Raw genomic sequence first — 18,489 nt, 5'->3', positions numbered from 1 at the left:
CGCGAAGAAACGCGCAGATCAAGCTCGCCTGGTCACGCGGCAAATTTTTAGCATAAGCACCAGAGCGTGTGTTCAGAAAGCATGTCCAGTCAGCCCATTTAATGCTCTAGTTAAGCCGGCCTCATTGCATTTCATCACCGTGGCTCCAAGCTCGCTCCAGACCTCGCCGCTGCGGCCAAGCACCCTTCGGCAGCAACCGCGTCCGCATGCTCTCGATTTTCCCGCCTGGAGCGCGCCGCGACGAAAACCAGGCAGGGGCGGCTACCTTTGCTCACCGGATTCAGGAAACATTCAGCTATCTTTCAGGTATGCTTTTGGACTTGTCTGTTTTCCCCTGATTCTTCCCGTGAAAAAGTCGTCTTCCCAAGCCGCCTCCTGCCCCTGCGGCAGCGGCGCGGCCTATGAATCCTGCTGCGGCCGATGGCATGCGGGCGAGAGGCGCCTGCTGGCGCCCGATGCCGCGGCGCTGATGCGCTCGCGTTACAGCGCTTTCGTGCGGGACGAGCTGGACTATCTGCTGGCCACCTGGCATTCCTCCACCCGGCCTGCCGCGCTGGAGCCCAATCCTCCCGGGCTGCAATGGCTGGGGCTGCAGGTGCGCCGGCATGAGCGGATCGATGCCGACCACGCCATCGTGGAATTCGTGGCCCGCAGCCGGCTGAACGGGCGCGCCAGCCGCCTGCACGAAACCAGCCGCTTCGTGCGCGAGGACGGACGCTGGTTCTACGTGGAGGGCGATTTCCATGACTGAGCCGCTGGATGGCCTGCGCATCGAACAAGCGTCTGGGAAAGACCTGCCCATGGAGCTCCTGCTGGAGGCCGATCCCAGCCCGTCGCTGGTGCAGGGCTATCTGCGCACCGGCACGGCCTGGCGGGTGACGGACGGCCGGCAGACGCTGGCCGCCGCCGTGCTTCGGCCCCTGCCTGGGCAGGCCTGGGAGCTGATGAACATCGCCGTGCGCCCGGAGCGTCAAGGCCAGGGCCTGGGCGCCCGCCTGCTGCAGGCCGTGATCGCCCATGCGCGCGCCCAAGGCGCGCGGCGGCTGGACGTGGGCACCGGCGCCTTCGGCTATCCGCTGACCTTTTATCAGCGCGCCGGCTTTCGCGTCGTAGCCGTGGAGCGCGATTACTTCCTGCGACATTACCAGCAGCCGCTGTTCGAGGACGGCATCCAGCACAAGGACAGGCTGATGCTGAGCCTGCCCCTGCCCTGACGCTCCCTACTCGGACCTTTCATGCTGAGCACGCTTACCGACTTCGCCGACCAGGCCACGCAACTGATCTCCGCCAACCCCCAATGGGTGGCGCCCGCCGTGTTCGCCCTGTGCCTGGTCGAGTCCCTGCCCTTCCTGGCCCTGCTGGTGCCCGGTACCGCCATCCTGCTGTCCGTGGGCGCGCTGGTGGGCGCGGGCGAGATGGAGCTGCTGCCCGTGTGGCTGGCGGTGTCTCTGGGCGCGGGCCTGGGAAGCTGGATTTCCTTCTGGCTTGGACAGCGCTATGGGGGTAATCTGTTTCATTTCGAATGGGCCCGCAAGCGCCTTCACCTGTACGCCAAGGCGCAGGCTTTTTTCTCCCGCTGGGGCTGGTTCAGCATCGTGGCCTGCCGCTTCATCGGCCCGCTGCGGGCCACCGTGCCCCTGATCGCCGGCACCCGCGGCATGTCGCCGCTGGCCTTTCATGTCTCGGCCTGGGCCTCGGCCTGCCTGTGGGCCAGCGTGCTGCTGCTGCCGGGCTGGCTCAGCTTCCAGAGTTTCTGACTTCGCCATGACGCCTCTTGCCGCCAGCTACCTGACCCTCTTCATCGCCATCGTCTGCGAGATCATCGCCACCAGCCTGCTGCAGCAATCGCAGCAGTTCACGCGCCTGGCGCCCAGCCTGCTGACCGTGCTGTTCTACGCCGGCGCCTTCTACTTCCTGTCGCTCAGCCTGCGCACCATGTCCGTGGGCGTGGCCTACGCCATCTGGAGCGGCGTGGGCATCGTGCTGATCTCCCTGATAGGCTGGTTCCTGTTCAAGCAGAAGCTGGACCTGCCCGCCATGATAGGCATAGGCTTCATCGTGGCCGGCGTGCTGATCGTGAACCTCTTTTCCAAGACGGTCGCCCACTGAACGCGGCCCGACTCGAGACCCGAACCATGATTGCCCTGATTCAACGCGTGCGCCGCGCCCAGGTGGACATCCAGGAACAGACCGTGGCGCGCATCGACGCAGGCCTGCTGGCGCTGGTCTGCGCGGAACACGGCGATACCGCCGTCCAGGCCGAGCGCCTGCTGGACAAGCTGCTTACGTTGCGCATCTTCAGCGACGCCGATGGAAAAATGAATCTGAACCTGCTGCAGGCCGGCGGCCAGTTGCTGCTCGTCAGCCAGTTCACCCTGGCGGCGGACACGCGCAAGGGCAACCGCCCCGGCTTCAGCCGCGCTGCGCCGCCGGCGGTGAGCCAGCCGCTGTTCGACGAACTGGTGGCGCGGGCGCGCCAGCGCCTGCCGGACACGCAATGCGGCCTGTTCGGCGCGGACATGCAGGTGAGCCTGATCAATGACGGCCCTGTCACCATTCCCCTGCACATCCCGCCCGATGGCGCCGCAAGCTGACATTTGCCTTAAAAAATAAGGCTCCCTATAATGCCGGCTGGGTGTCTTTGCGGCATGGTGCCGCAAAACAGGTTAAATACATGCGCAGGTCGGGCCGCCTCGCGGAGACTTGCCGACCATGTCCCCCGTCACCGCCGGGGCGCCGCCGCCGCGCGCCCATACGTTCACCCGCCGCCTGCAGCAACAACTGCAACGCCTGCTGCACATCGAGGCGCTCGCCGGCGTGGCCCTGCTGCTGGCCGCCGCCCTGGCCCTGATCTGGGCCAATTCCTCCCATGCCGACAGCTACCACGCCCTCTGGCACACCCAGGTCACCCTCGAACTGGGCTCCTGGCGCTTCTCCCAGGACCTGCATTTCTGGGTCAACGACATCCTGATGACGCTGTTCTTCCTGGTGGTGGGTATGGAGATCCGCCGCGAGATCCATGACGGCGCCCTGTCGGACTGGCGCTCGGCCATGCTGCCGGTCTGCGCGGCCCTGAGCGCCATCACCCTGCCCGCCCTGATCTATGCCGCCCTGAACCGCGAACCCATGGTGCTGATGGGCTGGGCCATCCCGACCGCCACCGACATCGCCTTCGCCGTGGGCGTGCTGGCGCTGCTGGGACGTTCGCTGCCCGGCAGCCTGCGGGTATTCCTGCTGGCGCTGGCCATCATCGACGACCTGGTCGCCATCCTGATCATCGCGTTCTTCTATTCGGGCGGCCTGGACTACAGCGCCTTCCTGATCGCCGCCGTGGGGGTGGCCGCCGTGCTGGGCCTGCAGAAAATGGGCATAGGCTCGGCCTGGGCCTATGTGCTGCCCGGCGCCGTGCTCTGGTTCGGCCTGCTCAAGACCGGTGCGCACCCCACCCTGGCCGGCGTGGTCCTGGGCATGATGAGCCCGGTGCGCGCCCTGCCGCTGCCGCGCAAGGCCCGCCACCTGAACCTGGAACTGGCCCAGAAGCTGGAGCATCAGCAGGATGCCCACGAGGTGCTGCATACCCTGCGCGACATGCATCTCGCGCAGCGCGAGATGCTGGCGCCCGTGGACCGCATCCCCGCGCTGCTGCACCCTGGGTCGCCTTCGTCATCATGCCCGTCTTCGCGCTGGCCAACGCCGGCGTCAGCCTGGGCGGACTGGACCTGCAGGCGCCCGGCGCGCAAAGCGCCCTGCTGGGCGTGGCGATCGCGCTGATCGTCGGCAAGCCGCTGGGCGTGCTGCTGGGCACCTGGCTGCCGGTGCGCCTGGGCCTGTGCTCCCTGCCTCCCGGCATGGACTGGCAGGGCGTCACGCTGATCGGCCTGCTGGCGGGGATAGGTTTCACCATGTCCATCTTCGTGGCCAATCTGGCCTTCGATCAGGCGGGGCTGCTGGATGCCGCCAAGCTGGGCGTGCTGTGCGGCTCGCTGGTGTCCGCACTGCTGGGGCTGGCCTGGGGCCTGGCGCTGCAGCGCCGCTACCGCCGCCAGGCGGCTCTGGCGGCGACCTAGCAAGCCCCGACAATGGTATGCTGGACGACCCGCAGGCGCGCCTGCCCGTCCAGCCAGGACCACAGCATGACCGAATTCAATATTTCCAGCACCGCGCCGGACTGGCGCGGCCAGGCCCTGTCCAACTTCGTGCTCTCGCCATTCGTGCTGGACGGCCGGCTGCTGGCCTCCGTCGAGGGCTTCATCCAGGGCATCAAGTTCGCGCCCCACGATGCGCGCCGCGCGGCCATTTTCGAGACCTTCGGCATGCAGGCCAAGCAAGCCGGCGCCCAGGCCGAGCGCCGCGTGGTCTGGTGGCAGGATCAGGAGCTGGCCTACGGCAGCGCCGCGCACCATGCGCTGATAGGCCGCGCCATCCGCGCCCGCATCCTGCAAAGCGAAGGCCTGACGGCGGCGCTGGCCAGCACCCGGGGCCACGTCCTGGTGCATCTGACGCCCGAGCCTGAATCGCCCGCGACCTCGCTTCCCGCCACGGTATTTTGCGCCATCCTCACGCAATTGCGCGAGGAAATCCTGGCGGGCCGGTCCGCCTAGTCGATCACCAGCACGCGCTCGTTCAGCACGCGGCGGCAGTCCATCTCGTACTCCAGATCCACCACGGGCGGACGGGCCAGATGCCAGCCCAGGCCGTTGCGGATGGCGCCGCGCCGTGCCAGTTCGCTGGCCATGAAGGCATGCACATCGTGCACGGTGTAGGCATGGGTCGCCGTGATGTCGGCCCACTCGAAGCCCAGCACCTGCATGCGACGCTCCATCTCGTCCAGCACCCAGCGGGCTTTCTGCAACAAGCCTTCTGGCGACACATCCTGGTAGGCCACGACCACATCCTTGTAGTCGCCGGGCGTCTCGGGAGCTTCGCAACTGCCCGCGATCACGAAGGTGGACTCCTCGATGTCGGTGTCCACCGTATAGCTGAAGGCATAGAAGCTGGGTTCGGCGGGCGCGTCCACCAGGGGCGAAACATTGCTGCGCGCCACGGGATTGTGCTTGCCCTTGATCAGGCCCCAGTCGGTCAGGGTCTGGACATAGCTTTCGTTGAAGCTGTTGAAGCCGCTGTCGCTGACCGGTTCGGGCGAGCGCAGCTCGCAGGCGCACAAGGCGGTCAGGGGGCGTTCCTCGGCCTCCAGCACGGCCTGGATCAGGTCGAACCCTTCCTTCACGGGCACGGGCTCGGAAAACACCACGCGGCAGATCTCATAGCCGGGCTGGGCGGCCACGCCGGCCGAATAGCGGTTCACGCCCGTGGGGACGAAACGGTAGTTGCCCTTGTCAAATACCACTGCATTGCTCATTGTCGTTCCTGGTCTTGCGGCGGGCACCCTGCCCAGCCTGAATGAAGGTCGCGCTCCGCCGACGCGGCGCGAAAGCGGGCACTATAGCACCGTCCGCGCGCAAAAAAGCCCGCAGGCCAGGCCTGCGGGCCCCGGGCGGCGCGAAAAAGCTCCTACTTGAGGATGGCGATCGCCTTGACGTCGATTTCGGACTTGCCCATCAGGCTCTTGTCCATCTCGCCGCTGATCTCGACCGGCGTGTTCTCATCCACCGGCACCTTGGGGAATATCTTGTCGTCGATCTCGACCTGGACCTCGCCGGTTTCATCGGCAAAGATGTACTTTTCATCCGACACCTTGCGCACCAGCTTGCCCCGCAGCGCCACCTGATCGTCGTCCTTGGCATTCTTGAGCACCTGGTCCACGGTGGTCAGGGACTTGTGCTCGGACGGACCCACGTACTGGGCCTGGGCCGCAGTCATCATGGCGCCGCCCAGTGCCAGGGCGGCGGCCAGCATCGTCAAACGAGAGTTCTTCATGCTGCGCTCCTGTTGTAAGAAACAGAATTCATCCTAGCATCAAAGACGCATCCGCCTGCCTTCCTTCGCAGTTGGTTACAATGAGGCCCGTCGGCAACCGCCCTGGCGCGGCCGACTCCGCCTCGAGCCTCAGCATGCCCAACGGAGTTCTCCATGCCCTCTTCCCAAGCGACCTCGCTGCTTGATCTGCAGGCCCATCCGGCCGACCTCGTCCAGGCGCTCAATCTGCTGGAACGCCGGCAGGCCGTCGCCGCCGTGCGCGACTTCGACGACCAGCGCCTGCACACCCTGCTGGAGCGGCCCGAGCTGCGCTGGGCCGGCGATGTACTGATGGACGCCGCGCGGCAGCAACGCTGGCCCATGCTGGAAACCCTGGCCGAAGACCGTCTGGCCGACCTGCTCCAGGACCTGGAGCCCGCCGAGCGCGAGCGCATCCTGGGCCATCTGTCCCAACCCACGCGTACCTCCGTGATGCAACTGATGCACTACCCGGCCGACACGGCCGGCGGCATCATGACCACCGAATTCCTCCAGGTGCCCCTGGACTGGAGCGTCGCACGCACCCTGCAGCACATCCGCGAAGTGGAAAGCACGCGCGAGACCGTGTACGCCATCTACGTGGTCAATCCCTTCAAGCAACTGCAGTTCGTGGTCCCGCTGCGCAAGCTGGTCTGCGCCGATCCGCAGGCGCCGCTCACGGACCTGTGGCGCGGGGAAACGCCGGTCACCGTGCAGGCCTACACGGACAAGGAGGTCGTCGCGCAGATCATCCGCCGCCACGACTTCCTCGCCGTGCCCGTGGTCGACGAGGAAAACGTCATCATCGGCATCGTCACGGTGGACGACGTGATCGACGCCCTGATGGACGAGGCGGCCGAGGACATGAACCGCTTCGGCGGCGCCGAGCACATCGGCAAGCCCTACCTGCAGGCCGGCTTCTGGACCATGATACGCAAGCGCGGCGGCTGGCTGGCCGCCCTGTTCCTGGGCGAGATGCTGACCGCCAGCGCCATGCAGCACTACGAATTCCAGTTGGAGAAAGCCGTGGTGCTGGCCATGTTCATCCCGCTCATCATGAGCTCGGGCGGCAACTCCGGCTCACAGGCCACCTCCCTGCTGATCCGCGGCCTGGCGCTGGGCGACGTACGCCTGGCGGACTGGTGGCGCGTGCTGCTGCGCGAACTGCCGGCCGGCCTGGTGCTGGGCACCCTGCTGGGCGCCGTGGGCTTCGTGCGCATCGAGCTCTGGCAGCATCTGGGCCTGTACGACTACGGCGAACACTCCCTGCTGATCGCCTTCACCATCTGGCTGGCCCTGGTGGGCATCGTCACCTTCGGATCGTGCATAGGCTCCATGCTGCCCTTCCTGCTGCAGCGCGTCGGCTTCGATCCGGCCAGCGCGTCCGCACCGCTCGTGGCCACGCTGGTCGACGTGCTGGGCCTGGTCATCTATTTCTCGGTGGCCGCCCTGCTGCTGACCGGCACCCTGCTTTAGGCGGGGCGGGCCCGGCCCGCCGTCAGAAAAAGCCGCTACAGCCGCGTCGATTTTCAGTAACATATCCTCGCAGTTACATACGTCCGATAAGCCGCCGACGCGGCTTTACCTGCGCCCCCCGCCGCCGGCGGGCGGAGCCCGACACCAAGAACAACTCACGGCCCAGCCAGGCCCACGGACCCATGCAGATTCTCGACCAGTTCTTCATCAGCGCCGACCAGACGGCTCCCTTCCTGATCGGCACATACAACAGCGGGCTGGTCATCCTGTCCCTGCTGGTCGCCATCTTTTCCTCCGGCATGGCGCTGCAGACCGCGCACATCGCCCGCATGGCAGACCTGCGCCTGTACCGCCAGGTCGCCATCGGCACCGGCGCCATCGCACTGGGCGGCGGCATCTGGACCATGCACTTCATCGGCATGCTGGCCTTCGAGCTGTGCACCTCCATCCATTACGATCCGGCCATGACCATCCTGTCCGTGGTCCCCAGCGTCGCCGCCTCCTGGGTGGCGCTGCAGATCCTCTCCCAGGCCAGGGTGCAGCGTTCGCACCTGGTCCTGGGCGGCGTGCTGGTGGGCCTGGGCATCGGCGCCATGCACTACAGCGGCATGGCCGCCATGCGCATGGCGCCCGCCTTGCGCTACGAGCCGGTCACCTTCCTGGTGTCCATCCTGGTGGCCGTGGCGCTGGCCATCCTGGCGCTGTGGATACGCTTTCGCCTGCACCGCACGGGCCTGACGCTGCTGCAGCGCATCGTCATCAGCGGCATCGTGATGGGCCTGGCCATCTCGGGCATGCACTACACCGGCATGGCGGCCGCGCGCTTCATCGGCGACGCCTCCCAGCCGGACAGCATGATCATGTTCAACAGCACCTTCGCCTCGCTGGCACTGTCCACCTTCACCATCACCGTGACGGTGCTGGTCACGGCCGCCAACGGCCTGCTGCGCTATCGCCAGCTCTTCCTGAAAATGGAGGAGAGCGAATCGCGCATCCGCGCCATCGTGGACACGGCGGTGGACGGCATCATCACCATAGACAGCAAGGGCACCATCCAGGACTTCAATACCTCGGCCGAGCGCCTGTTCGGCTGGAAAGCGGGCGAAGTGCTGGGGCGCAACATCAATATCCTGATGCCCGAGCCGGACCGCTCGCGCCATGACGGCTACCTGGCCAACTATCTGCGCACCGGCGATCCCAAGATCATCGGCGTGGGTCGCGACGTGACCGGTCTGCGCAAGGACGGCAGCCTGATGCCCATGCGGCTGGCCGTGGGCAAGGTGCTCCAGCCGGGCGAGCCGCTGTTCGTGGGCTTTGTCTCCGACATGAGCGACTACAAGGCCATGGCCATGTCGCTGCGCGAGACGGCCGAGCGCGCCGAACAGGCGGCCCAGGCCAAGACCGCCTTCCTGGCCAACATGAGCCATGAGATCCGCACGCCGCTGAACGCCATCATCGGCTTTACCGAACTGCTGCTGCGCGGCCAGCTCAACCCCCAGCAGAACAAGCACCTGTCCATCGTGCGCAACTCCGCCCGCTCGCTGCTGAGTCTGCTCAACGACATTCTGGACACCACCAAGCTGGAACGCGGCTCGGTCGAGCTGGAGAAGATCGACTTCTCGCTGAAGGATCTGTGCAGCCAGGTCGTGGCCTCGCTGCGGCTGGCGGCCGAGGCCAAGCACCTGGAGCTGCGCCTGAATTACGCGCCCGAGCTGCAGGACCACTATCGGGGCGATCCGCTGCGCATCCAGCAAGTGCTGAACAACCTGATCGGCAACGCCATCAAGTTCACCGAGAGCGGTTCGGTGCGGGTCGATGTGGAAAGCGGGCGCAACAGCGTGGTGATGCGCGTCAGCGACACCGGCATCGGCATGACGCCCGAGCAGTTGCGCCATGTCTTCGCTCCCTTCGCACAGGCCGACGTGTCCATCAGCCGCCGCTTTGGCGGAACCGGCCTGGGCGTGACCATCTCCCGCCAACTGGTCGAGCTGATGGGGGGCGAGCTGGGCGTGCGCAGCACGCCGGGCCAAGGCAGCGTATTTCAGGTGACCGTGCCGCTGGAGCCCGGCGCAGCGCCAGCCGAAATGCCCGACGACGGGAAGATGCCCCATCTGCCGCCCCTGCGCGTCCTGGTGGCCGACGACGTCGCCCTGAACCAGGAACTGCTGACCCTGGCCCTGGAGCAGCACAGCCATGCCGTGGTGGTGGCCGGCAACGGCCATGAGGCCCTGGAACGCTTGCAGGACGAGCATTTCGACCTGGCCCTGGTGGATGTGCACATGCCCGACATGGACGGGCTGGAGACCGCGCGCCGCTGGCGCGAGCAAGAACGCCGCGAAGGCCGCAAGCCCCTGCCGCTGATCGCCCTGACCGCCAGCGTCATGGAGTCGGACCGCCGCGCCGCCCGCGAAGCGGGCATGAACGGCTTCGCCACCAAGCCCCTGGATCTGTCGCGCCTGTTCCAGGAGATCGCCCTGGTCCTGGGACTGGATCCTTCCCAGCCCGACAAGCAGGTCCCGCGGCCGGTCGATCCGCAACTGATAGACTGGGACGCGGGCGTGCGCCTGTGGGGATCGCACGAGCGCCTGCGGCGCGCCATCCTGAGCTTCCTGTCCGATCTGGCCACCCGCTATCCCTTGAGCGAGGCCAGCCATGAACAGCCCAACTGGGAAATCATGCTCAGCAGTCTGCACGGCATCCGCGGCACGGCCGCCAACCTGGGGCTGACGCCGGTCGCCAAGCTGGCCGGCGAACTGGAGGACAAGATCCGCCGCGGCGAGACCCGCCATACGCGCGACCGCATCTACCGCCTGCAGGACCTGCTCAACAGCGTCGCCATGGAACTTAACCAGCACAGCCGCCCCGCCGCAACGTCCGAACACCCCGCCGCCGCCCTGCAACCGGCCCAGGCGCTGGCCCGCATGCGCCGGCTGCAGGACAGCGTCAGCCGCAGCGAACTGGACGAAGAAGCCTTTCAGGCTGTCTGCCGCCATCTGGAAGGCCAGGGCCAGATCACCACCCTGTCCAGCCTGAACAAAGCCATCGACGCCTTCGACTTTGAACAGGCCAATTCCATACTTGCCGGCCTGATCGCCGAGCTGAACGCAACCCTGGCCGCCGATAAACCGCGACATGAATAATTTCACCGTGTCTCGCCCCCACCCTGCTGCTGGTCGATGACGAACCCGCCAACCTGCAGATCCTGCGTCACACCCTGCAGAACGACTACCGGCTGCTCTTTGCCAAGGACGGCGCCAAGGCGCTGGAGCTGGCTCAGCGCGACCTGCCCGAGCTGATCCTGCTGGACATCATGATGCCCAAGCTCTCGGGCTACGATGTCTGCCGCGAACTCAAGGCCAATCCCCTGACCCAGGGCATCCCCGTCATTTTCGTGACGGCCCTGGCGCAGGCGCAGGACGAGCAGTTGGGCTTCGACCTGGGCGCGGTGGACTACGTCGCCAAGCCCTTCAATCCGTCCATATTGCGCGCGCGCATCCGCAACCACCTGTCCCTGGTGCAGATGAGGGAGCTGCGCGAGAGCCGCCTGCAGATCGTGCGCTGCCTGGGGGTGGCGGCCGAGTACAAGGACAATGAAACGGGCCGGCATGTGATCCGCATGAGCCACTACGCCCGCATCCTGGCGCGCTGGGCGGGCTATTCGGACGAAGCCGCCGATGAACTGCTGCACGCCGCGCCCATGCACGACATCGGCAAGATCGGCATTCCCGACGCCATCCTGCAGAAGTCCGGCAAGCTGGACGCCGCCGAGTGGGACATCATGCGCACGCACACCCTGATCGGCGCGCGCATCATCGGCCATCATTCGCACGGACTGCTCAAGCTGGCGCGCTCCATCGCCCTGTACCATCACGAGAAATGGGACGGCAGCGGCTATCCGTACGGCCTGAAAGGCGAGGACATCCCGCTGCCGGCGCGCATCATCGCCATCGCCGACGTGTTCGACGCCCTCACCAGCGAGCGGCCCTACAAGCGCGCCTGGAGCGTGGAAGACGCCGTCGCCCACATCCGGGAGCAGGCCGGCCAACATTTCGATCCCGCCCTGGTCGCGCTGCTGGACAAGTGCCTGCCGGAAATGCTGGACATCAAGCAGAAATGGGCTGACGAAACGGAAGAGTCCGCCGTCTAGCCGGCGCGGCGCTGCAGCCGCAGGGCCGCGAGCATCAGGCCCAGGCTGGCCGCCATCGCCACGCAGGCCATGGCCATGCCCTGGCCGATGGAGCCCTGCTCGAACTGGCGCCAGATATAGATGGACACCGTGCTGACGCCGGCCGGCGCCAGCAGCAGCGAAGTCACCAGTTCACGGGAAGAGACGGCGAACACCATCAGCATCGCCGCCAGCACGCTGGGCCAGATCTGCGGCAGCGTGATGCGCCAGAAGGCCTGCGCGCCGCTGGCGCCATGGACCCGGTCGGCCGCGGCCAGCGAAGGCGACATCTGGCGCAGCGCCGCGCCTGCATAGCGCACCGGATAGGGCAGCAGCAGGCACGAATAGGACAACACGAGGATGAAGATGGTGCCATAGGGCGTCAGGGGCCAGAAGGCCTGGTTCCAGGCCAGGATCAGCCCCACCCCCACCACGATGCCGGGAATGGCCGCCGGCATCAGCGACAGCCCGTCCAGAAAACCCGCCAGGCGGGTGCGCGCGTTCTGCGCATGGCAGGCCGCCGCCACGCCCAGCAAGGCGGTCAGGCAGGCCGTGGCCAACGCCAGACCCATGCTGGAGCCCAGGGACTGGAGCGCGCCGTCGCTCCCCTGCAGCAATGCCCGGAAATGATCCAGTCCCAGATTGCCCCAGGCCACGCCGCCCGACACCGTGCGGCTCAGGGCGCCCAGAACCATCGCCGCCAGGGGCACGCCCACCGCCAGCAAGGCCGTCAGCGCGAAGGCGAGCAGCACGGGCCAGCGCCAGAATCCCAGGCCCGCCGGCGCGCTGGCCACGGAGCGGCCGAGCTGGGTTTCAAATTGACGTCCCGCCAGCACGGCGCGCTGGACGGCATAGGCCGTCAGGGCCAGCAGCATCAGGATCAGCGAGAGCATGGCGGCTCCCGACAGATCCACGGGCCAATCCGACAGGCGGCGCTCGATGGCCACGGTCAGCACGCTGAGCCCGGCCTGGGTTCCCAGCGCCGCCGGCACGCCATACTCCTCGATGGACAAGGTGAAAGCCAGCAGCAGGCTGGCCAGAATGGCGGGCAGGGCAAGCGGCAGGATGACGCGGGCGAACGCCTGGGCGGGCGAGGCGCCGCACACCCTGGCGACCAGTCCCAGGTAGCGGCCGCCGCCGGCCATGCTGCGCGACACGGCGAAATACACGACCGGGAAAGTGTTCAGGCTCATCACCAGCGCCACGCCCCAGGGCGAGAACAGCCAGGCCGAGCCGTCCCAGCCCAGGAGCTGATGCACGTAGCCCCGGCTCTGCAGCGCCAGCGTCCAGGACAGCGCGCAGATGTAGGGCGGCAGAAGAAACGGGATCAGGAAAAGCAGGTCCCACAATCTGGCGCCGGGCAGCGCGAACAGCGCGCGCGCCGCGCCCAGCGGGATGCCGATGGCGGCGCTGATCGCCGCGACCGTCAAGCCCAGCGCCAGGGTGTCGCCGGCCAGTCCCCAGACCTGCGGCTGGGCCAGTTGGCGCGCCAGCCCTTGGAAAGCTTGTGTGAACGAGCCCTGGTGCCACTGCGGGAACACCGCCTGCAGCACGATCATGGCCACGGGCAGCCCGACCAGCAGCAACAGCGCGCCCGCGGTGGCGGACGAACCCCATCGTTGTCGAATCATCATCATGGCGAGACGGCGCGGCCGTGCGGGCCGCGCCCTGTGCGGTCAGTAGCGGTTGAACAGTTGGTTGAAGCGCTGCAGCAACTCCTGGCGCTCGCTGGCGCCGGCCTGCACGTCCAGGATGCGGATGTCGGCCAGCAGGGGCCGCTGCGCCGCCACGCCGGTGCGCACGGGCATGAGCCAGGCCTGACCCACGGCCTGCTGCGCCGGGACCGAGAGAAGGAAGCGGGCGAAACGCTGGGCCAGCTCGGGCTGCCGGCTGGATTTCATCACCATGATGGGCCGCGGCGCGATCACCGTGCCCGACTGCGGAAAGATGACCTGGACGGCTTCGCCCTTGGCCGCCGCCGCATAACTGACATAATCCACGGCGCCGAACACCACCGCGCGCGCGCCCTGCAGCACGGGCGCCAGAGCCTGGGCATTGGGGCCGGAAATCGTCATGCCCTGCTCCTTCAGGCCGGCCAGAAAGGCCCAGAATTCCTCGCCTCTGGCGGCCTGCAGGCCCAGCAGCAAGTCCAGCGTGGCGCCGGAGAGCGCCGGATCGGGCATGGTGACGCGATCGCGGTACTCGGGCCTGAGCAGATCGGCCCAGTCCTGCGGGGCCGGCGTGCCCGAGGCCGGGTTCCACACCATGCCCAGCGCGGACACGCCCTGGGCCACGTAATTGGGCTGCTTCAGGAAGGCGGGCACCTGCCCCTCCGCCTCGCCGGTCTCCAGGGGCGCGAGCAATCCGCGCGCATCCAGCTCGGCGGCGCTGTCCCACGACGCGGATATCACCACATCGGCGCGCGGATTGGCCGACTCGGCCTCGACGCGCGCCATGACCTTGCCGGTGGTGGCCTGGAACACGTCCACTTTCACGCCTTCGCTGCGTTCGAAATCAGCGGCCAACTGCTTGATCAATGTGCCGGGGCCGGCGGAATACACCGTCAGGGTCTGGGCAGACGGGGAGGCGGAAAACATCATGGAACTCGTCAGGAAAGTAAACAAAGCAGTACGCAGCATATCAGTGAACCTTGAAGTCGGGATTGGGGGCAATGTCCAGCAGGCGACCGGACTGCAGGCGCGCGATGCGATGCGCCAGACGGCCGGCCTCCTGGGCATCGTGGGTGACATACACCGCCGTGGTGTTCATCTGGCGCAGCAAGGCGGCGATTTCCTCGCACAGGGTCTCGCGCAGCTCGCGGTCCAGGTTGGACAGGGGTTCGTCGAACAGCAACAGGCGCGGCGCGGCCACCAGGGCGCGGGCCAGGGACACGCGCTGCTGCTGCCCGCCGGACAGTTGGGCGGGGCGGCGCGGCCCGAAACCGGCCAGGCCCACGCGCTCCAGCGCCCACTCGACGCGCTCGCGCCGCAGCTTGGGCTCCAGTCCGCGCATGCGCAGCGGAAAGCCCACGTTGTCGGCCACCGACAGATGCGGCCACAAGGCGTAGTCCTGAAACACCATGCCCAGGTCGCGACGCTCGGGCGGCACGAATACTTGCGGACCGTTGAACTGGCGCGCGCCCAGCCGCACGCTGCCGGAATGGGGCTGGATCAGTCCGGCCAGCACCTTGAGCAGCGTGCTCTTGCCGCAGCCCGACGGCCCCAGCAGCGCCAGCACCTGGCCGGCGGGCACCTCCAGGCTGATGCCGTCGAGCACGGGCTGGGCGCCGTAGCGATAGACGAGTCGGTCCAGGGAAAGCGGACAGGCCGGCGGAACGTCAGGCGCGCAGGCGGAGTCCGGAGGATGGGCGTGCGCGAACGCGCGCCGCCGCAGGCGGGAAAGCAATGACATGCAGGAAGCTCCTCTTTGGGATTCGATCAGCCCCTGCAGTCTAGGCAGCGCACATGACAGCCTGATGACCATGCGTCCGGGCGGCCATGGCTTACAATGCAGGCTTTGCCACCACCCCCTCCCCGTCATGGCCGCCCTGCGTATCCGTGAACTGCGACAGCACAAGAAACTTTCCCTGCGCAAGCTGGCCGAACTCGCCCAGGTGTCCCCGGGCCTGATCAGCCAGGTCGAGCGCGGCCTGACCCAGCCCAGCCTGGATACGCTGCGCCAGATCGCGCGCGCTCTGGACACGCCTCTTTTTTCGCTGCTGGAAGACAATCTGGAACGGGTGGCCGTGGTGCGCGAACATGAGCGCATGACGCTGCATTCGGCCTCGGGCGTGCAGTACCGGCGCATCTCTCCCGGTTTCGGCAAGATCGAGATGCTGGAGGGTTTTCTGCCGCCCGGCGGCGCCTCCGTGGGAGAGCGCTGGAGTCACCCGGCCGAAGAATGCGTGGTCGTCACGCAAGGCCGGCTGATGGTGGATGTGGATGGGCACATCCACTGCCTGGAGACGGGCGACAGCTGCTATTTCGACTCCAGCCTGCCGCACGCCTATCGCAATCCTTACGACCAGGACGTGCGCTTCATCGTCGCCATCACCCCGCCCAGCTACTGAGCCCGGCGCCGCCAACCGCTGTGCAACTGGGCCTGGATCAGGTCCAGCTCCGTTTCGTGGCAGCGCTGCAGGCGCTGCCAGCGCGCCTCGTCCATGCCGGCCGTGCGCGCGGCCATCATCACCAGCACGCAGGCGCGCTCATCGATGGGCTGCACCCAGGCGCTGATGCGCGGGCTGCGCTCGGCGGCACCGCCCACCCAATAGCGCAGCAGCCCCTGCTCGCGCAGGACCTCCACGCTGACGTGGGTCTGCCCGCCGTCGAACAGGGACGTGCCCGCCACCACGCCCTCGCCCGCCGGCCGGGTGTCGAAACACCCCAGCGACCATTGCCCCAGAAGGCTCAGGTCAGCCATGAAATCAAGAACTTCGGCAGCCGGCCGCTCGATGCGGCGGCTGGCCTGATGCGCCCAGCTCATTTCCATGTCCGCTCCTTGCATCACCAGCCCGCCTGCAGCGTATCGCACAGGCGCAACACATCGGCCTCGTCGCACACATTGCCCGGCGACCGGCGCAGCACCCCATCGCGATGATCGCAATACATCTCCTGTTCGCCCAGCGCATCCACCAGCGCCTTGGCGCGCGCCGCGCTGCTCGCCCGCAGCATCACGCTGCCGCCGCGCTCCTGCACGGGCAAGGGCGTAAGCACCGGCCAGCCCTGACGCGCCGCGCGCTCCAGGATCAGGGCCGTCAGCGCCTGGTTCTGTTCCCAGAGGTTCTGCACGCCGGTCTCCAGCACGAAACGCATGCCCGGCAAGGAGGCGATGCTGCCCAGCACCGACGGAGTCCCGTGGTCGAAGCGGCGCGCATCGGGCGCGTAACTGAACTGGTCCAGATTCCAGTTGAAGGGATTGTCCTGGCTGAACCAGCTCCGGAACTCCGGTTCGCACTGCTCGATCAGGTCGGGGCGCACATGCAGCAGGCTGGCCCCGGACACGCCGCACACCCACTTGAGCGAGGCCGACAAGGTGAAGGCCACCCCGTCATGCAACTGGAACGGCACCAGGCCGGCCGCCTGCGTCAGATCCAGCGCCATCAGGCTGCCGTGTTCACGTGCGCACTGGGCCATCCGGTCCACGTCCACCCGGTGCGAAGACGTGGAGCTGACCCAGGTCACCAGCGCCAGCCCGACGCTGTCGTCCCAGGCGCGGATGAAGTCATCGTCCGTCACATAGGACAGGCCCTGGCTGAGCGGCACGGTGCGCAGCGTGAAGTCCAGGCGCTGCGCGAGCTTCTGCAGCAGAAAGTGCAGGCTGGGAAAGCAGTCGCCCGCCACCAGCAAGGTGCGGCCGCGCAGGACATGGGATGGCAAGGCGCCCAGGATGCTGTACAGCCCGCCGGTGACGTTCTCGCTCAGGGCGATGTCCTGGGCGCGCCCGCCGATCAGTTGCGCCCAGCCCTCGATGAAGGCTTGCTTGCGACCCAGCGCATAGCCCCACTGGCTGTCGTCCGGCGCGGACCAGACTCGCGAGAATTCTGCCAGCTCGGCCTGCATGCGGGCCTGCTTGCCCTCGAACATGCCGATGGAGTGATAGAGAAAATAGCCTGACATTGCTTGTGGTTTCCTTGTGAATCAATCCGCCAGCCTGCGGCCGGACGTTTCCTGCACGCTGGCCAGGGCCGCCACGCCCACCAGCGCGGCCGCCATCACATAGAAGGCGGGCGCCATGCTGGAGCCGGTCAGATTGGTCAGCCAGGAGGCGACGAAGGGCGCGGTGGCGCCGCCCAGGATGGTGGCGATATTGAAGCCCAGCGATACGCCGCTGTAGCGTACGCGCGTGGGGAACAGCTCGGCGTACAGCGGATAGCCCACGGACTGTACGATGATGAAAGGGACAATGGACACGGCCACCGCTGCCGCCGCCACGGCGAAATTGCCCCATGAAGCCACCCACATGGTCAGCGGCACCAGCACCAGATAGCCCAGCAGACCCACGGTCAGCAGCGGCTTGCGTCCGAAGCGGTCGGACAGCCCGCCGGCCAGCGGCATCAGGAAGGCGGACACCAGCGTCACCAGCGAAACCAGCCAGAACACGGCCGAAGCGTCGTACTTCAGGGTGCGGGTCAGATGCGTGCTCAGGTAGACCACGCCCACATAGCCGGCGGCATTCTGGGCGAAACCGATGGCGATCACCTGCGCCAGGGGACGGGCGTGCTCGCGCAGGATCACCGACATGGGGGAATGCTCGGGGCGGCGCTCCTTGAGCAGCTCCTGGAAGCGCGGCGAGTCCTCGATGCGCGAACGAGCCCACACGCACAGCAGGATCAGCGGCACGGACAGCAGGAACGGAATGCGCCAGGCCCACTCCTGCATGGCCTGCTTGCCGAAGACCGTGGTGACCAGCCCGGCCACGCCGGTGGCCAGCGACAGTCCCAGCGTGGCGGCGGCCGGATTGAAAGCGCCGAAGAAGCCGCGCCGGTTCGGCGGCGAACACTCTGCGACATAAGTGGCCGCGCCGGTGATCTCCCCGCCGGCGAAAAAGCCCTGCAGCAGGCGGCACAGCAGCAGCAGCGCCGGCGCCGCCAGCCCCAGGGTGGCGTAGGTGGGCAACAGGCCCATCAGGGCGCTGGCCACGCCTATGCCCACGATGGTCACCATCAGAGCGGCCGTGCGGCCGTGACGGTCGCCGAACCAGCCAAAGAAAATGCCGCCCAGCGGCCGGGCCAGAAAAGCCCCGCCGAAGACGGCCAGCGTGGAGAGCAAGGCGGCGTTCTCGTTCTCGCCTACGAAGAACAGCATGCTTAGGGTCACGGCCAGCACGCCGTACAACTGGAAATCGTAGTACTCGATCATGGTGCCCAAGCCGGCGGCGCTGGCCGCGCGCCAGGGCGACACGCCCGGAGGCGCTGGGTTTGTCTGCTTGTCCTGCATGTCTCGTCCGTCCTA

General features: G+C 67.2%; 18 protein-coding genes and 1 pseudogene. 11 read left to right on the top strand and 8 right to left on the bottom strand.

Features of this window, described 5'->3' with window-relative positions:
• Positions 1–346 precede the first annotated feature (346 nt).
• The 7 genes and pseudogenes from ACWPWO_RS07380 to ACWPWO_RS07350 all read left to right on the top strand — a co-directional run bounded on the left by ACWPWO_RS07380 (position 347) and on the right by ACWPWO_RS07350 (position 4,601).
• A complete protein-coding gene (locus ACWPWO_RS07380; RefSeq protein ID WP_454005607.1) occupies positions 347–751 on the top strand; it encodes a YchJ family protein in 405 nt (134 codons plus the stop codon).
• On the top strand, positions 744–1,214 hold the full coding sequence (locus ACWPWO_RS07375) for a GNAT family N-acetyltransferase (RefSeq protein WP_454005606.1): 471 nt from the start codon (positions 744–746) through the stop codon (positions 1,212–1,214). The genes ACWPWO_RS07380 and ACWPWO_RS07375 overlap by 8 nt, the downstream gene beginning before the upstream one ends.
• 21 nt (positions 1,215–1,235) lie before the next feature.
• Entirely contained in the window at positions 1,236–1,757 is a 522-nt protein-coding gene (locus ACWPWO_RS07370; protein WP_454005604.1) for a DedA family protein, read from the top strand.
• A 7-nt stretch (positions 1,758–1,764) separates the two neighbouring features.
• Entirely contained in the window at positions 1,765–2,109 is a 345-nt protein-coding gene (locus ACWPWO_RS07365) for a DMT family transporter (RefSeq protein ID WP_454005602.1), read from the top strand.
• Positions 2,110–2,135: 26 nt separating this feature from the next.
• Positions 2,136–2,594: a D-aminoacyl-tRNA deacylase gene (gene dtd / locus ACWPWO_RS07360; RefSeq protein WP_454005600.1), complete on the top strand. Its 459-nt coding sequence runs from the start codon at positions 2,136–2,138 to the stop codon at positions 2,592–2,594.
• A gap of 118 nt (positions 2,595–2,712) precedes the next feature.
• Positions 2,713–4,067, top strand: a pseudogene (gene nhaA, locus ACWPWO_RS07355) (Na+/H+ antiporter NhaA).
• 66 nt (positions 4,068–4,133) lie between these two features.
• Positions 4,134–4,601: a hypothetical protein gene (locus ACWPWO_RS07350; protein ID WP_454005598.1), complete on the top strand. Its 468-nt coding sequence runs from the start codon at positions 4,134–4,136 to the stop codon at positions 4,599–4,601.
• On the opposite strand, the gene cnbZ is transcribed toward ACWPWO_RS07350, so the two are convergent.
• Positions 4,598–5,359, bottom strand: coding sequence for a 2-amino-5-chloromuconate deaminase CnbZ (gene cnbZ, locus ACWPWO_RS07345; RefSeq protein ID WP_454005596.1), 762 nt, complete (start codon positions 5,357–5,359; stop codon positions 4,598–4,600). The two genes, ACWPWO_RS07350 and cnbZ, sit on opposite strands and share 4 nt — an antisense overlap.
• 152 nt (positions 5,360–5,511) lie before the next feature.
• Positions 5,512–5,877, bottom strand: a complete 366-nt coding sequence (locus ACWPWO_RS07340) for a YgiW/YdeI family stress tolerance OB fold protein (protein ID WP_454005594.1) — start codon at positions 5,875–5,877, stop codon at positions 5,512–5,514.
• 153 nt (positions 5,878–6,030) lie between these two features.
• Here ACWPWO_RS07340 and mgtE point away from each other — a divergent pair, with 153 nt between their 5' ends.
• The 3 genes from mgtE to ACWPWO_RS07325 all read left to right on the top strand — a co-directional run bounded on the left by mgtE (position 6,031) and on the right by ACWPWO_RS07325 (position 11,518).
• Positions 6,031–7,371 (top strand): magnesium transporter, encoded by a 1,341-nt coding sequence (gene mgtE / locus ACWPWO_RS07335; RefSeq protein WP_454005592.1) that lies wholly within the window; start codon positions 6,031–6,033, stop codon positions 7,369–7,371.
• A gap of 182 nt (positions 7,372–7,553) precedes the next feature.
• Positions 7,554–10,511: an MHYT domain-containing protein gene (locus tag ACWPWO_RS07330; protein WP_454005590.1), complete on the top strand. Its 2,958-nt coding sequence runs from the start codon at positions 7,554–7,556 to the stop codon at positions 10,509–10,511.
• Positions 10,508–11,518 (top strand): HD domain-containing phosphohydrolase, encoded by a 1,011-nt coding sequence (locus tag ACWPWO_RS07325; RefSeq protein WP_454006304.1) that lies wholly within the window; start codon positions 10,508–10,510, stop codon positions 11,516–11,518. The genes ACWPWO_RS07330 and ACWPWO_RS07325 overlap by 4 nt, the downstream gene beginning before the upstream one ends.
• On the opposite strand, the gene ACWPWO_RS07320 is transcribed toward ACWPWO_RS07325, so the two are convergent.
• Genes ACWPWO_RS07320 through ACWPWO_RS07310 form a run of 3 tightly spaced genes read right to left on the bottom strand, consistent with a single transcriptional unit; the run spans position 11,515 to position 14,947 of the window.
• Positions 11,515–13,173, bottom strand: coding sequence for an ABC transporter permease (locus tag ACWPWO_RS07320; RefSeq protein WP_454005588.1), 1,659 nt, complete (start codon positions 13,171–13,173; stop codon positions 11,515–11,517). The two genes, ACWPWO_RS07325 and ACWPWO_RS07320, sit on opposite strands and share 4 nt — an antisense overlap.
• Before the next feature lie 39 nt (positions 13,174–13,212).
• The gene (locus ACWPWO_RS07315; RefSeq protein WP_454005586.1) at positions 13,213–14,136 is read right to left on the bottom strand and encodes an ABC transporter substrate-binding protein; all 924 of its coding nucleotides are present in this window, start codon (positions 14,134–14,136) and stop codon (positions 13,213–13,215) included.
• 40 nt (positions 14,137–14,176) lie between these two features.
• A complete protein-coding gene (locus ACWPWO_RS07310; RefSeq protein ID WP_454005584.1) occupies positions 14,177–14,947 on the bottom strand; it encodes an ABC transporter ATP-binding protein in 771 nt (256 codons plus the stop codon).
• Positions 14,948–15,074: 127 nt separating this feature from the next.
• Between ACWPWO_RS07310 and ACWPWO_RS07305 the strand changes: the two genes are divergently transcribed.
• Positions 15,075–15,605 carry a helix-turn-helix domain-containing protein gene (locus ACWPWO_RS07305; protein WP_454005582.1) on the top strand — a complete coding sequence of 177 codons (531 nt, stop codon included), beginning with the start codon at positions 15,075–15,077 and terminating at the stop codon, positions 15,603–15,605.
• Here the strand turns inward: ACWPWO_RS07305 and ACWPWO_RS07300 are convergent.
• Genes ACWPWO_RS07300 through ACWPWO_RS07290 form a run of 3 tightly spaced genes read right to left on the bottom strand, consistent with a single transcriptional unit; the run spans position 15,599 to position 18,474 of the window.
• The gene (locus tag ACWPWO_RS07300; protein ID WP_454005580.1) at positions 15,599–16,027 is read right to left on the bottom strand and encodes a hypothetical protein; all 429 of its coding nucleotides are present in this window, start codon (positions 16,025–16,027) and stop codon (positions 15,599–15,601) included. The two genes, ACWPWO_RS07305 and ACWPWO_RS07300, sit on opposite strands and share 7 nt — an antisense overlap.
• 14 nt (positions 16,028–16,041) lie before the next feature.
• Positions 16,042–17,154, bottom strand: a complete 1,113-nt coding sequence (locus ACWPWO_RS07295; RefSeq protein WP_454005578.1) for an aminotransferase class V-fold PLP-dependent enzyme — start codon at positions 17,152–17,154, stop codon at positions 16,042–16,044.
• Positions 17,155–17,175: 21 nt separating this feature from the next.
• On the bottom strand, positions 17,176–18,474 hold the full coding sequence (locus ACWPWO_RS07290) for an MFS transporter (RefSeq protein ID WP_454005576.1): 1,299 nt from the start codon (positions 18,472–18,474) through the stop codon (positions 17,176–17,178).
• Between the last annotated feature and the right edge of the window lie 15 nt (positions 18,475–18,489).

This window comes from Alcaligenes sp. Marseille-Q7550 (assembly GCF_965112015.1).
This window is presented reverse-complemented; position numbering and strand designations above follow the sequence as displayed.

Excerpts from the sequence above, each read along its gene's own strand:
- ACWPWO_RS07350 (WP_454005598.1), top strand. The coding sequence starts at position 4,134 with ATGACCGAATTCAATATTTCCAGCACCGCGCCGGACTGGCGCGGCCAG.
- ACWPWO_RS07370 (WP_454005604.1), top strand. The coding sequence starts at position 1,236 with ATGCTGAGCACGCTTACCGACTTCGCCGACCAGGCCACGCAACTGATC.
- ACWPWO_RS07365 (WP_454005602.1), top strand. The coding sequence starts at position 1,765 with ATGACGCCTCTTGCCGCCAGCTACCTGACCCTCTTCATCGCCATCGTC.
- ACWPWO_RS07330 (WP_454005590.1), top strand. The coding sequence starts at position 7,554 with ATGCAGATTCTCGACCAGTTCTTCATCAGCGCCGACCAGACGGCTCCC.
- cnbZ (WP_454005596.1), bottom strand. The coding sequence starts at position 5,359 with ATGAGCAATGCAGTGGTATTTGACAAGGGCAACTACCGTTTCGTCCCC.
- ACWPWO_RS07320 (WP_454005588.1), bottom strand. The coding sequence starts at position 13,173 with ATGATGATGATTCGACAACGATGGGGTTCGTCCGCCACCGCGGGCGCG.
- ACWPWO_RS07300 (WP_454005580.1), bottom strand. The coding sequence starts at position 16,027 with ATGGAAATGAGCTGGGCGCATCAGGCCAGCCGCCGCATCGAGCGGCCG.
- ACWPWO_RS07305 (WP_454005582.1), top strand. The coding sequence starts at position 15,075 with ATGGCCGCCCTGCGTATCCGTGAACTGCGACAGCACAAGAAACTTTCC.
- dtd (WP_454005600.1), top strand. The coding sequence starts at position 2,136 with ATGATTGCCCTGATTCAACGCGTGCGCCGCGCCCAGGTGGACATCCAG.
- mgtE (WP_454005592.1), top strand. The coding sequence starts at position 6,031 with ATGCCCTCTTCCCAAGCGACCTCGCTGCTTGATCTGCAGGCCCATCCG.
- ACWPWO_RS07315 (WP_454005586.1), bottom strand. The coding sequence starts at position 14,136 with ATGATGTTTTCCGCCTCCCCGTCTGCCCAGACCCTGACGGTGTATTCC.
- ACWPWO_RS07295 (WP_454005578.1), bottom strand. The coding sequence starts at position 17,154 with ATGTCAGGCTATTTTCTCTATCACTCCATCGGCATGTTCGAGGGCAAG.
- ACWPWO_RS07375 (WP_454005606.1), top strand. The coding sequence starts at position 744 with ATGACTGAGCCGCTGGATGGCCTGCGCATCGAACAAGCGTCTGGGAAA.
- ACWPWO_RS07290 (WP_454005576.1), bottom strand. The coding sequence starts at position 18,474 with ATGCAGGACAAGCAGACAAACCCAGCGCCTCCGGGCGTGTCGCCCTGG.
- ACWPWO_RS07340 (WP_454005594.1), bottom strand. The coding sequence starts at position 5,877 with ATGAAGAACTCTCGTTTGACGATGCTGGCCGCCGCCCTGGCACTGGGC.
- ACWPWO_RS07310 (WP_454005584.1), bottom strand. The coding sequence starts at position 14,947 with ATGTCATTGCTTTCCCGCCTGCGGCGGCGCGCGTTCGCGCACGCCCAT.